Annotated in this window: 13 protein-coding genes; 5 read left to right on the forward strand and 8 right to left on the reverse strand. The window is 62.5% G+C overall.

Going from position 1 to position 14,206, the window contains the following annotated elements; all coding sequences use genetic code 11:
• Positions 1 to 84: 84 nt before the first annotated feature.
• Positions 85 to 1,161, forward strand: coding sequence for an extracellular solute-binding protein (locus X727_RS140305; protein ID WP_023835005.1), 1,077 nt, complete (start codon positions 85 to 87; stop codon positions 1,159 to 1,161).
• The gene (locus tag X727_RS140300; protein WP_023835006.1) at positions 1,158 to 2,453 is read left to right on the forward strand and encodes a flavin monoamine oxidase family protein; all 1,296 of its coding nucleotides are present in this window, start codon (positions 1,158 to 1,160) and stop codon (positions 2,451 to 2,453) included. The genes X727_RS140305 and X727_RS140300 overlap by 4 nt, the downstream gene beginning before the upstream one ends.
• 40 nt (positions 2,454 to 2,493) lie before the next feature.
• Here the strand turns inward: X727_RS140300 and X727_RS140295 are convergent, their stop codons facing one another.
• From X727_RS140295 to X727_RS140285, 3 genes are all read right to left on the reverse strand, one after another.
• Positions 2,494 to 3,567: an ABC transporter ATP-binding protein gene (locus tag X727_RS140295; RefSeq protein WP_023835007.1), complete on the reverse strand. Its 1,074-nt coding sequence runs from the start codon at positions 3,565 to 3,567 to the stop codon at positions 2,494 to 2,496.
• Positions 3,568 to 3,658: 91 nt separating this feature from the next.
• The gene (locus tag X727_RS140290) at positions 3,659 to 4,483 is read right to left on the reverse strand and encodes an ABC transporter permease (RefSeq protein ID WP_023693704.1); all 825 of its coding nucleotides are present in this window, start codon (positions 4,481 to 4,483) and stop codon (positions 3,659 to 3,661) included.
• Positions 4,480 to 5,397 (reverse strand): ABC transporter permease, encoded by a 918-nt coding sequence (locus X727_RS140285; protein WP_023806551.1) that lies wholly within the window; start codon positions 5,395 to 5,397, stop codon positions 4,480 to 4,482. The genes X727_RS140290 and X727_RS140285 overlap by 4 nt, the downstream gene beginning before the upstream one ends.
• Positions 5,398 to 5,688: 291 nt before the next feature.
• Between X727_RS140285 and X727_RS140280 the strand changes: the two genes are divergently transcribed.
• Positions 5,689 to 7,101 (forward strand): aminotransferase, encoded by a 1,413-nt coding sequence (locus X727_RS140280; protein WP_023701365.1) that lies wholly within the window; start codon positions 5,689 to 5,691, stop codon positions 7,099 to 7,101.
• Positions 7,102 to 7,116: 15 nt separating this feature from the next.
• Here X727_RS140280 and X727_RS140275 read toward each other — a convergent pair whose 3' ends face one another.
• The gene (locus X727_RS140275) at positions 7,117 to 8,319 is read right to left on the reverse strand and encodes an aromatic ring-hydroxylating dioxygenase subunit alpha (protein ID WP_023696407.1); all 1,203 of its coding nucleotides are present in this window, start codon (positions 8,317 to 8,319) and stop codon (positions 7,117 to 7,119) included.
• Between the two features lie 503 nt (positions 8,320 to 8,822).
• Between X727_RS140275 and X727_RS140270 the strand changes: the two genes are divergently transcribed.
• Entirely contained in the window at positions 8,823 to 9,203 is a 381-nt protein-coding gene (locus X727_RS140270) for a hypothetical protein (RefSeq protein ID WP_023670066.1), read from the forward strand.
• Positions 9,204 to 9,438: 235 nt separating this feature from the next.
• Here the strand turns inward: X727_RS140270 and X727_RS140265 are convergent, their stop codons facing one another.
• A complete protein-coding gene (locus X727_RS140265) occupies positions 9,439 to 11,529 on the reverse strand; it encodes a hybrid sensor histidine kinase/response regulator (protein ID WP_023670065.1) in 2,091 nt (696 codons plus the stop codon).
• Between the two features lie 230 nt (positions 11,530 to 11,759).
• The gene (locus X727_RS140260) at positions 11,760 to 12,488 is read right to left on the reverse strand and encodes a response regulator transcription factor (RefSeq protein ID WP_023670064.1); all 729 of its coding nucleotides are present in this window, start codon (positions 12,486 to 12,488) and stop codon (positions 11,760 to 11,762) included.
• A 94-nt stretch (positions 12,489 to 12,582) separates the two neighbouring features.
• Here X727_RS140260 and X727_RS140255 point away from each other — a divergent pair, with 94 nt between their 5' ends.
• Positions 12,583 to 13,287, forward strand: coding sequence for a response regulator transcription factor (locus X727_RS140255; protein ID WP_023670063.1), 705 nt, complete (start codon positions 12,583 to 12,585; stop codon positions 13,285 to 13,287).
• A gap of 71 nt (positions 13,288 to 13,358) precedes the next feature.
• On the opposite strand, the gene X727_RS1000000167015 is transcribed toward X727_RS140255, so the two are convergent.
• Both X727_RS1000000167015 and X727_RS140250 read right to left on the reverse strand, forming a co-directional pair.
• The gene (locus X727_RS1000000167015; protein ID WP_023670062.1) at positions 13,359 to 13,529 is read right to left on the reverse strand and encodes a hypothetical protein; all 171 of its coding nucleotides are present in this window, start codon (positions 13,527 to 13,529) and stop codon (positions 13,359 to 13,361) included.
• Positions 13,530 to 13,562: 33 nt separating this feature from the next.
• A complete protein-coding gene (locus X727_RS140250; protein ID WP_023670061.1) occupies positions 13,563 to 13,895 on the reverse strand; it encodes a hypothetical protein in 333 nt (110 codons plus the stop codon).
• Between the last annotated feature and the right edge of the window lie 311 nt (positions 13,896 to 14,206).

Here is a 14,206-nt window from a genome sequence, read left to right on the forward strand (position 1 = left end):
GTGCGCCGGGCAGACGGTCTCGCCAAGGCCGCTGAAATTCCGTAACGTCGCCCGGCCGCTTTTCGCGATGAGGAGTTTCGCGCCATGAATTCCATGCTTCGCCGCCTCGCCCTTGCCGCTGCTCTTACAGTCGGCGCTGGCGCCGTGCTTGCTTATGCCGAAGGCGGCGGCGACCTCGTCGTGTTCGACTGGTCAGGCTATGAAGATCCGTTGCTGCACCCCGACTACACCGCCAAATACGGCGCCGAGCCGACCTTTGCTTTCTTCGGCGACGAGGAGGAAGCGTTCCAGAAGATGCGCGCCGGCTTCAAGGCCGACATCGCCCACCCCTGCTCGCAAAGCGTGACCAAGTGGCGCGCGGCCGGCATTCTGCAACCGCTCGACACCTCGCGGATCGCCGGCTGGAAGGATCTCAATCCCGGCATCATGGCGATGAAGGATCTCGCCGTCACCGCCGACGGCAAGGCCTGGTTCATGCCGTTCGACTGGGGCAACACTTCGCTGCTCTACCGCACCGACAAGGTCACCGCGGAGGAAGCGCAGTCGCTGAAGATTTTCGCCGATCCCAAATTCAAGGGCCGCGTCACCATCGGCGACAATGTCGATGACGCCTATGCGCTGGCCAGCCTGGTCATCGGCCTCAAGGACTGGACCAAGATGACCGACGCGCAGTTCCAGGAGGCGTCCGCCTTCCTGCGTGACGTCCACAAGAACATCCGCTTTTACTGGACCGACGACACCGACCTCAACCAGGCCTTTACCGGCAATGAGGTCGACCTCGTCTGGGGCTGGAATGAGACCTTCGTGACGCTCAAGGGCCAAGGCATGCCGATCGCCATGAACCGCGACACCAGGGAAGGCATATCCACCTGGGTGTGCGGCTATGTGCTGATGAAGGATGCGCCGGGCAAGCTCGATCAGGCCTATGATTTCCTCAGTGCGGTCAACGCGCATGCCGTGTCCGATTACTTGGTCAAGACCTTCGGTTACGGCCACGGCAACAGCGCCGGGATGGCCGCGATCGACCATCAGGTGCTGAGCGACCGTGGCTTCGACAATCTCGACAAGTTCTTGGACAGGACGCTGTTCCAGCAGCCGGTGCCGCCTGAGCTCAAGCAGCGCATGGTCACGGAATTCGAGAAGATCAAGGCCGGCTATTGAGCGACAGGACTGAAAGAACCGATGTCGTCATCGTCGGCGCCGGTTTCACGGGCCTGTCGGCTGCGCTTGAGCTGAGAAAGGCCGGCATCGATGTCGTGCTGCTCGAAGCACGCGACCGCGTCGGCGGCAGGGTCGAGGCTATTCGCAACGGGCTTGGCGAGCGCATCGACAGCGGCGGCCAGTTTTTCTGCGAAGACATGCCGGAGGTGACGGCGCTGGCCGCGTCCCGTGGCAAGGCCTTCGTCGAAACCTATGTGAATGGCGATTTCATCACCCATCCATCGCTGTCGGTCGAAGAGGCCGAACGGACCTATCATGGCGCGATGGCAATCCGCGAGCGGATGAATGCGATCGAGCCGGACGATCCCTCGATCGCCGGCATGAGCGCTGCCGCCTGGCTCGAACGCCAGCATGATCCCACTGACGCCAAGACGGCTTTCCGCTCGATGATCGAAGGCCTGTGGTGCCTGGCGATGGACAAGGTGCCGCTGTGGTACCTCATCGACAATGACCGCCGCATCACCAACGAGGTGCCTGAGCTGCAATATTCGCTGCTCGAAACCATGCAGTCGCTGGCCGAGGATATGGCCGGAGATCTCGGCGACAGGGTTTGGCTGAACGAGGCGGTTACGCGCATCGAGCACGGGCCGCAAGGGGTTCGTGCCGTCTCGGCAGGCAGCGCCATCGAAGCGCGAAGAGTGCTGGTCGCGCTGCCGCCGGCGAGGGCCGCGAAGCTGGATTTCGCGCCCGCTCTGCCGCCAGCTCTCGCAAAGGCGCTCGGCGTCTGGGAAAGCGGTGCGGTGATCAAGATCCTGGTGCGCTATCCCACGCCGTTCTGGCGCAAGCGCGACCTGTGCGGCATGGTGATGTGGCGCGACCTGCCGGGCCTGTTCGCTTGTGACGCCAGCAAGGATGCGCAACATGCCGCGCTGGTCGTCTTCGTCGGCGGACCGCTGGGCTTGCATTGGCGTCCGCTCGCGGGCGCGGCGTTGCGTGCGGAGGTCACGGCAAGGCTCGTTGATGCCCTTGGGCCGGAGGCAGCCGACATTGTCGATTTCAGCCAGCGCGACTGGATCGATGACCGCTGGAGCGGCGGCGCCTACAGCGACCTTATTGTCGATGTGACGGCACGGGATGCCGAGCGCACGATCCGTGCCGGCGCAGATCCTGTTCATTTCGCATCTTCGGAACTGTCGCCGTCATTCCCGGGCTATGTCGAAGGCGCCATCGTGATGGGGCGGATCGCAGCCAAACAGATCGCGACGGAACTTAAAATTCTTAGTGGAGCATGATCTTATTCCGAAAATCGGTTCCCACTTTTCGGGATCATGCTCAGTCCGCCATCGCCACCAGGGCCTCGGGATCGTAGCCGAGGCGGACCGACGTGCCGACGGGGATATCGTCGGCGCCGAAGTCGTTGGTCTCTGTGACCGACAGTGGCTTTTCCAATCCGGGTATCTCGACGATCAGGTGGGTGATCTCGCCAAAATAGTGGCGTTCGACCACCTTGCCGGCCACTTCGAATTTCGCCGTCGCATTGTCCCACAGCACGCGCAATCGCTCCGGCCTGATGCCCAGAGTGGCGCCGCCGCCATTGCGCATGAAGGCCTTCGGCTTGTCGGTCCTGACCCGGCCGAAGCCCAGCGTGTCGACGACCAGCGAGGCGGCATTCTCCTCTATGATCTGCGCTTTTACGAAATTCATGCCGCCGAGGAAATCGGCGACCTGGCGGTTGACCGGCCGCTGGTAGATTTCCTTGGGCGAGGCGACCTGGGCGATCTTGCCGCCGAACATTACGGCGATGCGGTCGGACATAGCGAGCGCCTCATACTGGTCATGGGTGACCAGCACGAAGGTGATGCCGACCGCCTGCTGCAGGCGGCGCAGTTCGACCTGCATCTGCTCGCGCAATTTCTTGTCGAGAGCCGACAGCGGCTCGTCGAGCAGCAGCACCTTGGGCCGCATCACCAAGGCGCGGGCGAGCGCCACGCGCTGGCGCTGGCCGCCGGAAAGCTCGGTGGCGAGGCGTTTGCCGAGGCCGGTGAGCGACACCTGCGCCAGCGCTTCCTCGACGCGGCGCTTTTCTTCCGTTCCTCCCAGCCTGAGCCGTTTCAGCCCATAGGCGACATTCTGCTCGACATTGAGATGCGGGAAGATGGCATAACTCTGGAATACCATGTTGGTCGGCCGGCGGTTGGCGGGGATGCCTTCCATCGACTGGCCGCCGACCGAGATCGAGCCGCTGGTCGGGTTGTCGAAACCGGCAATCATGCGCAGCAGCGTGGTCTTGCCGCAGCCGGAAGGGCCGAGCAGCGAAAAGAACTCGCCCTCCTTGATGGTCAGCGAGGCGTCGTCGAGCGCCTTGAACGCCCCATAGCTGCGGGTAATGCTGCGGATTTCGATCATTGCTCGGTCGGTTTGGGGTCGATCAGATTGGGCCCGCTCGGACTTATCTTGCTTGGATGGCTCATCCTGAGGCCGTTCGGCCCGGGACTGCTCAGGCATAGAGGCCTCCCTCGCTCTGGGTGCGTCTGGCCGCATGGCGGCGCAGGATCTCGGCAACGGTCATCAAAACGAAAGAGGCAACCAGCAGCAGCGTGCCCAGCGCCAACACACCCGGCAGCTTGGCGGCAAAGCGCAACTGGCCCCAGATATAGATCGGCAGCGTCGTCTCGGTGCCGGTCAGGAAGAAAGCGATGACGAACTCGTCGAGCGAGATGGTGAAGCAGACCAGGAGGCTGGAAATGATCGCCGGCGCCACCATCGGCAGCGTCACCCGCCGGAAGGTGCCGAAGGCACTCTCGCCGAGATCGGCGGAGGCTTCTTCGAGGCTGCGGTCGAAGCCCTCGAAACCGGCGGTCAGCACCGTCATCGAATAGGGAATGCAGATCAGGACATGGCCGAGTACGACGGTGAACAGCGAAAGGCTTAAGCCCAGTTGCAGCATGACCAGCAGCATGGAGATGGCGAGGATGATTTCCGGCAGCACCAGCGGCGCCATGATCAGGCCATTGATTGTGCGGCGGCCGGGATAGCGGTAGCGGGTGATCGAGCGGGCGGCGAGGATGCCGAGCAGCGTCGCCAGCACCGATGCCGAGATACCGACGATCAGGCTGTTCCAGGCGGCGTCAAGCAGCGCCGGCGTCTTCGGCAGGTCTTGGTACCATTTCAGCGTATAGCCGGTGAGAGGAAATTTTGGCGTCGGCGCGGTGTTGATCGAGAAGATCGGCAGGAAGATCACCGGCAGATAGAGAAAGACGACGTAGAGGAGGGCGTAGGCGGACAGCCAGCCGCCGGGGAAAAGGCGCCGCCTCGCCGTCATCGCGCCAGCCTCTGCAGCGCGCGGATGATGAGCACGGTGGCGCCCGCCATTAGCGTCACGACCAGCATGGTGGTCACGGACAGTGCCGCGCCGAGTGGCCAGTTGGAGGCCTTGTGAAACTGCGACTCGATGGCATTGGCGATCATCACGCCATCCTTGCCGCCGACCAGCCTTGCGGTGACGTAGTCGCCGACGGTGGGGATCATGACGATGAGAGCGGCCGAGATGACGCCCGGCGCCGACAGCGGCAGCGTCACGCGCAGGAAGGAGCGCAGCGGGCCGTCGCCAAGATCGGTGGCAGCCTCGACCAAGGTGCGGTCGACCTTCTCGAGCGAAACGAAGATCGGCAGGATGGCAAAGGCCGCCCAGGCGTGTGTGAGCGTGATGATGACGGCGCTGGAATTGTAGAGTAGCGCGGTCGATGGTTCGTCGATGATGCCGAGGCCCATCAGGCCGGAATTCAGCACGCCATTATAGCCGAGGATGACTTTCCATGACATCACGCGCAGGAGATAGCTGGTCCAGAACGGGATGGTGATCAGGAACAGCCACAGGCTCTTGTGGCGACCGCCATGGAATGAGATGAAATAGGCGATCGGATAGGCGAGGATGACGGTGAAAAAGCTCACCGTCAGCGAAATGTAGAGCGAGCGCCAGAGCAGATCGCGGTAGATCGGCTCGGTCAGCGCGATGCGATAATTCTCCAGCGTGAATGTATGGTCGATGGTGAGGTAGTTCTGCGTCCAGAAGGAGTGGGCGAAGACCACCAGGATCGGCACCAGCAGCAGGATCAAAGCGTAGACCAAGGTCGGGCTGATCAGGGCAAGGCCCTGGACGGACTCGGACTGCAGAAGGGCGTTTCGCCTTGCTCGCGTCATGCGCCGCGTGGGCACCCCTTCGGCAGCTACCGTCATTGCAGCGACCCGGGCGTGATCTCGGTTGCTGGCTCGAACTGTTCCGCCATGATGCTCCCATCGACCGGGCCGGCTGCCTGTTCCCAATTTTTGCGGAGCGCGCTTTGCTGGTTGCGCTCAAGCTTGCCGGCTTTCTTTCATCATGAGCGCATCCGTGCATTGAAATCAAGCGCTATTTCTGTAATATTGATTGAACGGACATTCAAAATGAAGTGAAGAAAGCCGGCTTTCCTGCCCTTGGCGCTTCGCTTTCTATCCGGTGAAATTACGCTCAGACGATGCGAGGCAATGATGGCGGCTGCAAGAGACCTAAGAGCGATGGAAATGGCTGACGGTGGCGATGCGGTCGAGCTGGCCAAGCGCCATCTCATCCAGCCCTGGCCTTATGCCGGCTCGGTCGGCAATGAAGCGCGTGCGCTGATCGGCGAGGGCGATGGCATCTACATCACCGATGTAACAGGCAAGCGACTGATCGACGGGCCGGCCGGCATGTGGTGCATCAATGTCGGCCACCGCCGCGAGGAGCTGGCCAGGGTGATGTACGACCAGGCGATGATGCTGTCCTACAACACGCCCTGGTATACGATGAATGCGCCGTCGGCCGAGCTCGCCAAGCGCCTCGCCGATCATGCGCCGGGCGATCTCAGCCATACCTTCTTCACCACCGGCGGATCGTCGGCTGTCGAGACGGCACTGCGCTTCATGCAGTTCTACAACAATGTGCGCGGGCGGCCGGAAAAGAAGCTGATCCTCAGCCGCGGCGGCGCCTATCACGGCTCGACCTATCTGTCGGCCTCGCTCAACGGCCGGCCGCGCGACCGCGACTGGATGGACGGCGCCGACGATCTGGTCGTCAAACTGTCCTCGCCAGACCCGTTCCGGCGGCCGAAAGGCATTGACATCGCCGCCTTCTGCGATTTCCTGGTCGATCAGTTTCGCGATGCGGTCGCCCGCGTCGGCGCAGAGAAGATCGGTGCTTTCGTCGGCGAACCGGTGCAGGCATCCGGCGGCGTCGTCGTGCCGCCGGATGGCTATCTCAAGCGCATTCGCGAAATCTGCAGGGACAACGATATCCTCTATATCTCCGATGAGGTGGTGACCGGCTTCGGGCGGCTCGGCCATGTCTTTGCCTCCGGCGATGGCTTCGGCATCGACCCCGACATGATCACCTTCGCCAAGGGCGTTACATCAGGCTATTTCCCGCTTGGCGGCGTCATCATCTCGGAGCGGCTGCTTCAGGAAATGCGCCGTTCCAACCATCCCGATGCGATGTTCGGCCATGGCCTGACCTATACCAGTCATCCCATCGGCTGCGCGGTGGCGCTGAAGAACCTCGATATCCTGGAAGACAGCGTGCTGGCCCACACGCGCGATGTCGCGCCCTATTTCCAGGCGCAGTTGAAGACGCTGGAGGAACTGCCGCTGGTTGGCGAAGTCCGCGGCATGGGCCTGATGGGCTGCGTCGAGTGCGTAGCCGACCGCGAAAGCAAGGATCCGCTGCAGCTCGACAAGGATGTCGGCAAGCGCATCGACGCGCATTGCCACGAACTCGGCCTCCTGGTCCGGCCGCTGATCAACATGTGCGTGATGTCGCCGCCGCTGATCATCACGCGAGAGCAGATCGACGACATGGTGGCGATCCTGCGCGAAGGCATTTCGCGGACCATGGACGATCTGCGCAAAGAGGGCGTGTGGCAGGGGTGACTGGCAGTTCCGCCCCTACACCTGCGAGCGCATAGCCTCATTGAGGTTCCACATGTCCTTCTCCTCCGGCGCCGTCTCCAGGCCCAGCACCGGGATCTGCTTGCGCAGATGGTCGTGGTGGGTGCGCACACCGTATTCGAGGTCGGAGAGATAAAAACCCTCGAAGGCCTCCGAGATCATGGACTCGTTTGACCAGACGGAAAGCTGCACGTCCTCGTTCATGGTATCGCGGTCGATGCGGTAGGCGAGATAGCGGGCGGCCGCCTGTTCCCGGGTCTCGTCGGGGTAGCGGTAGATGGCGCCGCGCAGCAGCGTCTCGCCGGTCGACAGCGGGAACTCCTGATAGAACTGCACCGATTCCGGCATGATCGACAGCGCGTTGTTGGGGAAGATGCCGTAATAGATCCAGGCCCTGCGCAGATGCTCCGGCAGGTGTGAGGCATCGGGCGTGAGCTTGATGTATTCGCGCACGCTCCAGCGCCGGCCGGCATGCGGATTGTAGGTGGCAAACGAGCGCGACACGCCGTTGATGAACGGCTCGTCGAAATAGGTCGAGCCGTAGAGATCCTGCAGCGCCGGATGCGCCATGGCGACGTGGTAGCCTTCATTGTCGACGTCGCGCACCGACTTCCAGTTGACCGGCGTTTTCTGTGTCCAGATGCCCCAGGACGGCACCATCTCGGCCACGTTGTAGTGTGCCATCTCGGCCTCGATCGGCTTCAACAGTTCGGCCACCGAAGGCTGCGGGCCGCCCTTGCGAAAGCGGACAAAGATGAAGCCCATCCATATCTCAAGGTCGAGCGGCATCAGGCCGAATTCGGTCTTGTCGAGCTCGGGGAAGGAGCGCGGCCGGGCGGCGCCGCGCAGCGTGCCGTCGAGATTGTAGACCCAGCCATGGAACGGGCAGACCAGCGCGTTCTTGCAGGTGCCCTGGCTGTCGGCGACGACGCGGCTGCCGCGATGCCGGCACATGTTGTTGAAGGCGCGCACGACGCCGTCCTTGCCGCGCACGATGAGCGCCCGCTCGCCGACCACGTCCATAGTCAGATAGTCGCCGGCATTCGGCACGTCGCAGACATGGCCGGCGATCTGCCAATGGTTGCGGAAGACGTATTCCTTCTCAAGTTCGAGAAGCGCGTCGGAGTGATAACTCCAGCCCGGCAGACCCCGCCGGTCCCAATCATTGGGGATCGCCACGTCACGGAGATGCGGGTTCATAAAAAAGCTCTTCTTTTATTGAATACTCATTCAATAAAACCATATTTTACATTGAAATGCAATGGCTTGTAGAAATCACAACTTTTCAAGTCGGCACAACAGGACCAGCTGAAAGCCAGAAAATCCCGGAATATCCGGGCGTTAACCGGGGGCGTGAAATAGCTGTCCGGCATGCGGATTTGGCCGTGCCGAGCTTGCAAACACGGCCCGCTCCGAGACGAAAATACCTGGCGTCCGCAAATTCGATCCGCAGTGTGAGCTTGTTCATAGTGCGGCCGACAGGAAGCGGGCTTGGTGCGTTCGCGGCCCGCCTGTCGTCAACATTTGATTGCCCGGATGAAACAGCTTCGCAAACGCATCTTGCCGTCGGCACATGACCGGATCTGTCCGGATATGCCCGAATTTCTTGTTTCAAACCTGTTACGCGGGCAAGCCAAGCGCATCATTCGCCCGTTACCAGGCGCGCTTAGGTTCGTTTCATAAGAAAACGAAGGGGAGCAGCAATGCATACGAAAGTCGAGATCACTAGCAACGAACGACGCGCCAAACTGGCACTGCGTCAGCGCGCCAGCGACCATCCGGTTGCGATGTTCTCCATGCTGGGCGCCTGCGCTCTGGCCGTCATGTTCCTGACACCGGCTTCCGGTCCGGCTTTTGCTTCGCTCAACCCGCCGGCCAATGTTGTCCAGGGCGCGCCGACCACCATCAAGACCGCCCGGCTGCCGGAGCCGGAAATCGATTTTGCCTGCCAGGGTCAGGCCTGGGGCGCCGAGAGCGCGGAGTGCCTGCGCGTCATCGCCGCCCAGTCCGGCGTGCACAAGGCGCGTTCCGTCCGCATGATCGCCAACGCAGCGCCGCTGACCACGACACCCAACGTTTTCTGAACCTCCCGAGCGCTTCCTCCCGCGCTCGTTCTTGGCTCCCGCCGCTTCCCTCGGTCGGGAGCCTCTTTTTTAGGGCCTATCGATATTCGGGTGAGGCCGGCCTGCGCATGGAGGTTCCCTGCGCTTCCGGTGCTCGCGTACTTCAAGTACGCTCCGCTCCGGTTCTCGGGAACCACCATTCTCGACTCGGCCTGACCCGAATCTCGATAGACCCTACATGGGTGCTTCCGAAAACTTAGCCGGCGGCGGCGACCTGGTCGGCTATTGCCGAGAGTACGCCGCGGACGTCCAGCGTCGAGAACGGCTTTTCCAGGATTTGCGGGCGCTGCGGCGCCGGCAAGGCTTCGATCTCGGCCTTGGCGCCGATCAGGTCGCCGGTGACCAGCACGAAGCGTTTGGCCAGCGCCAGGTTGTCGGCGAGCAATTCGCGGTAGATGGCAATGCCGCTGGTGCCGGGCATGCGCAAGTCGGAAAAGACGATGTCTGGCGGCATGTGGCCGGTCAAGGTCGCCGCCGCCGACGTCCAGGCCGGCACGACCCGCGACTTGATACCCATCAGTTCCAGGATGTCGGAGAGGGAGCCGGCGACGTCGGGTTCGTCGTCGATGATCAGCGCATGGCGCAAGCCGCTGGAACGAGCCGGGCTGTCGCCGGCTGCTGCCGCGCCGCCGGTGATTACCGGCAGCTGGACGACGAAGCGCGCGCCACGCGGCAGCACCTCCTCGAACCAGATATTGCCGTTGTGGCGCTCGACGATCGATTTCGAGATCGACAGGCCGATGCCGGTGCCGACGCCGACCGGCTTGGTGGTGAAATAGGATTCGAAGATGCGGCTGCGGATCGCCTCGGGAATGCCCGGTCCGTTGTCCTCGACCGAAAACCCGGGGTTGCCGCGATCGCTGCGGAATGTCCGCACCTTGATCAGGCGGTCGCCGCCGATACCGGCCAGAGCGTGTTGGCTGTTGATCAGGAAATTGGCGGCCACCTGCGTGACGTGGTCGGCATCGGCCATCGCCAGCAGCGGGCCGGGCGCGAAATCGGTGTCGATGATGATGCCGCTCGAGCGTGCGCCATAGGCGGTTACTTCGAGTGCGGCGCGGATCACCTGGTTGAGATCGGTCTCGGCCTGCGCCGCCGGATGCAGGCGCACCATCGACAGGAAGCTTTTGACGATGCGGCCGCAGCGCTCGGCAGCGGCGCGCACTTTCTCGGCGCGAACCTTGGTCTGCGGGTCGGTGGCGAATTCATGCAGCAGCGTCGACTGCGCAACGACCACGGCGAGCGGGTTGTTGAGCTCGTGCGAAACACCGGCCAGCAATGAACCCATCGCCGCCATCTTCTCGTTCTGGTGCAGTTTTTCGCGCTGGCGGTTGATCTCTTCTTCGGCGCGCAGCTTATCGCGCAGATCGCGGATCGAACCGAAGATGAGCTGACGGTCAGCCACCCGCATCTCGGTCGCCGTCAATTCGATGGGAAACACCTCGCCGGCCGCATTCTGTGTCACGGTCTCAAGCCGTTGGCCAACCATCGGCGCGCCGCGGCCAGACATGTATTCGGCGCCCGAGACATAGCCCTTGCGGTAATATTCCGGCACCACGGTATCGAGCAGGTCCTTGCCGAGGATGTCGCTGCGCTGATAGCCGAACATCTTTTCGGCGGCCGGATTGAATTCGATGATCGAGCCGGTCTCGTCGATGACGATGATGGCGTCGAGCGACGCCTGCAGCATGGTGCGGCGGATGACTTCGCTGGCATGGGCGTCGGACGGCGAGTGCTCGATGGCGTCGCCGATGGCGAGCGCGATGATGTGCATCGTCGCCTCTTCCTCTTCGGTCCATTCGCGCTCGTTTAGGCAGTCATTGACCGCGAACGTGCCCCACAGATGACCGTGCGCGAACACCGATACCGACAGGAACGACTTGATGTGCTGCTTTTCGAAATCGGCCCTGAGGAACCCGTCGAGATCGCGCGTATGGCCGGCGAAGATCTTGCCTTGCCGCTCGTCCTCTCCAATCCGCTCCAGCAGCGGATCGGTATCGACGATCGACTGCATGATCACCGTCGGCGAAGCCAGTTCGCCGCCGAAGCGAGGATCGATCCAGTAGGCGGCGACCGATTGGGCGAAGCCCTGGCCGGGCAATTCGCGCAGCCTGAACAGGATGCCGCGCTGGCAATTCATGGCGCTGCAGAGCGTTTCGAGGATGGTTTCCATCTCGCGCTGCCAGTCGCCGGCATCGCGCAACCGGCGGACGACGCGCACAGCCGCCATCGCGGCGCTCTGGCGAGCGCCTTGCGGGTCCATACGTGGTGCTGGTTCAGCGGTCATGTCAGCCATCAGTAAAGGGCCGTCGAATTAGGCAGCTATGGAGCATTTCACGAAAAAGGTGAAACGCTCCATGTTTCAATGCAATCCCGAACGGAAATCGCTACGCACTGTTCCTGGAATTGCTAGAGCGTTTCACCGTTTCACCGTTTCACGGAAACGGAGAAGCCTCTATCTCTTTGTTTTTACGCAATTCCGGGCGGAAAACCGCGTACACTTTTCCTGTAATTGCTCTAGTGCCCGTCACCGGTCGGCAGCGAGAAGATATAGCCTTCGCCGCGCACTGTGCGCAAAAATTTCGGATTGGCCGGATCGGTTTCGATCTTCTTGCGCAGCCGCATGATGCGAATGTCGACGGCGCGCGACGATTCAGGATCCTCAACAAAACCAATCGCCTCGGAGATCGCCGATCGCGTCAACAGCCGGTTGGCGCGGGTCAGGAAAACCTCCAGCACATCGAACTCGCTCTTGGCCATGTCGATGACGGCGCCGTTGGCGCCGGTGACAAGCCTGCCGTCGAGGTCGGCCTGGAACGGGCCGAAGGTCAGGCGGCGGCCGCCATCGGCTTGTGTCTTCGCCGCCTGGGGCGGGCTCGGCTGCGGAACGCGGCGCAGCACGCTGCGCACACGAGCCAGCACCTCACGCAACTCGTAGGGCTTGACGATGTAGTCGTCGGCGCCAAGCTCCAGCCCGACAATGCGGTCGAGTGCGGTGCCGGCAGCCGTGGCATAGATGATGCCGACCGGTATTTTCGAGCGCAGCCAGCGGCCGAGCGACAGTCCGTCCTCGCCCGGCATGGCGATGTCGAGAATGGCCAAATGAAACGATTCCGTCTCCAGCAAGGCGCGCGCCTCGGCCGCGCTTCCGGCCTGGGTCACATCGTAGCCGTTGGCGCCGAGATACTCGGCTACCGCGTCCCGGAGATCGGGCTCGTCCTCGACGATGACAATCCGTGCCCGCACTATGGCCTCGCTCCCGCTTTCAGCGGAAAGTAGATTGGGTATAAACATGATGTCCAGCACTCATATCCGGTTGCGGGGGAACGGGAAGAAAAACATGGCTGCACGATCCGTCATCGCGCTGGTTTCCGTCGCCGATGTGGTGGCCGGCGATCTTGCCGATCATCTCGACCGGCGCGGCCATGACGTGCGCGAGGCGCGGCAGCCCTGGGAAGCTGAATCCCTGCTTTCGGCCGGAGGCATCGATATCGTCATCGTCGGCGACAGCCTCAGCCAGGCGGAAGGGCGGGACCTGCTCAGGCGTTATGGCGGCGGCCAGAGCGCGGACGGGAAGGCGGGGCCGGATTTCATCCTGATCTGCCGGCCGGCCGATCTGGTCGACAAGGTGCTGGCGCTCGAGCTTGGCGCCGCAGATGTCGTCGAAAGTCCGCTCAATGTCAGGGAGCTTGCCGCGCGCATCGGCGGCCTGCTGACGCGGCGCGGCAGGTCCGCCCAGGAACTGATCGTGCTGGAAAATGCCACCGTCGATTTGCGGTCGGCCATCGTCATGCACCGTTCGGGTACGGAAGAACAGCTGTCGCCGGGCCAGGTGGCGCTGCTCAGGCTGTTTCTGGCCAGCCCGCGCAAGGTGCTGACGCGCGACGACATCATTGCGGCGGCGCCCGCCGAAAATGCCGATGCCTTCGACCGCTCGATCGATTCGCGCATCGTGCGGCTGCGCCGCAAGCTCGACACCGAAACCATCACAACTATACGCGGCGCAGGCTACCGGTTCGACCCGCCGACGCAGCGCGCCGACTGAGGGTCGGGAGGCTGGATTGTTCCTCGGCTCGCCCAAAAAAGCTGCGCAATCTCGGGCGCCATGCATAGGCGTCAGCGCACCACCAGAAGCGATGGTCCCGACGGCAATTCGCTGGCGACTACGATTTCGCTGGCGGCATGCGCGCGGTCCTTCAGGAGAACCGTGGCGAGACCGGCAAAGCCGAGCAGGCCTTGTGCATAGAGCAGTACCGAAAGCACGGAGGCTGCAGATTTCGTCTTCATCGGTTGTCCCCAAAAATCAGAACCGCGGGTGCTTCAGGATAAACCCGAAGTGCCCGCGTCGCCCACGGAGCCCCCCGTTGCGACGCGGGCCTTCGGTCCTCTCGGCAGCAAGTTGCCGGAGGGGCCGCGCATCCACTTCAACCCGAGGCCGACCCGCCAGAGGGCCCTGAGACGGTTGATGCGCAGACTGGAGACAATCCAGACCAAGGCTATGAACAGCGCGGCATGCAGCGTCGAAATCTCACCCGAATTCATCACCGCCAGTTTCGTCATCGGGGTGCCGGCTACTGTGCCGATGCCGCCGACGACAAATGCGGCGATGCTTATCCTGAAGAGCCAGGACAGGGTGGTCGATTTGATGCTCATTTTCGTTGGCGCCGGCTGTTCTCGTTGGGATGACTGTGCCGCGAGCCTGTAACCAGATCATGCCGCCCAGGCCGCGCTTTGTTGCAAGTCGGTTTCGAGCGAAGCCAATCTTCTTTCATATAAGGACATCAGCACTTTCGTTTGGGGGCGCGGTGCGTGATCGGGAGTGCGCAGCGAAGGCGGAGCACGCTTCCCTTGTCCACCTTGCTTGTTAACCAGAGGAAACAGATTCGAAACACAAACGAGCCTCAGCGAAGTCAGTCTGAAACATGGCGCGGGGATAAGGCGGCCACCGAATTGACGCCGGCAGG

It is taken from the genome of Mesorhizobium sp. L103C105A0 (assembly GCF_000502215.1).
Lineage (GTDB): Bacteria > Pseudomonadota > Alphaproteobacteria > Rhizobiales > Rhizobiaceae > Mesorhizobium.

What these genes read in the sequence shown, in the direction of transcription:
- X727_RS140305 (WP_023835005.1), top strand. Translation starts at nt 85, where the DNA reads ATGAATTCCATGCTTCGCCGCCTCGCCCTTGCCGCTGCTCTTACAGTC.
- X727_RS140265 (WP_023670065.1), bottom strand. Translation starts at nt 11,529, where the DNA reads ATGACCGCTGAACCAGCACCACGTATGGACCCGCAAGGCGCTCGCCAG.
- X727_RS140250 (WP_023670061.1), bottom strand. Translation starts at nt 13,895, where the DNA reads ATGAGCATCAAATCGACCACCCTGTCCTGGCTCTTCAGGATAAGCATC.
- X727_RS140285 (WP_023806551.1), bottom strand. Translation starts at nt 5,397, where the DNA reads ATGACGGTAGCTGCCGAAGGGGTGCCCACGCGGCGCATGACGCGAGCA.
- X727_RS140290 (WP_023693704.1), bottom strand. Translation starts at nt 4,483, where the DNA reads ATGACGGCGAGGCGGCGCCTTTTCCCCGGCGGCTGGCTGTCCGCCTAC.
- X727_RS1000000167015 (WP_023670062.1), bottom strand. Translation starts at nt 13,529, where the DNA reads ATGAAGACGAAATCTGCAGCCTCCGTGCTTTCGGTACTGCTCTATGCA.
- X727_RS140280 (WP_023701365.1), top strand. Translation starts at nt 5,689, where the DNA reads ATGGCGGCTGCAAGAGACCTAAGAGCGATGGAAATGGCTGACGGTGGC.
- X727_RS140295 (WP_023835007.1), bottom strand. Translation starts at nt 3,567, where the DNA reads ATGATCGAAATCCGCAGCATTACCCGCAGCTATGGGGCGTTCAAGGCG.
- X727_RS140270 (WP_023670066.1), top strand. Translation starts at nt 8,823, where the DNA reads ATGCATACGAAAGTCGAGATCACTAGCAACGAACGACGCGCCAAACTG.
- X727_RS140255 (WP_023670063.1), top strand. Translation starts at nt 12,583, where the DNA reads ATGGCTGCACGATCCGTCATCGCGCTGGTTTCCGTCGCCGATGTGGTG.
- X727_RS140275 (WP_023696407.1), bottom strand. Translation starts at nt 8,319, where the DNA reads ATGAACCCGCATCTCCGTGACGTGGCGATCCCCAATGATTGGGACCGG.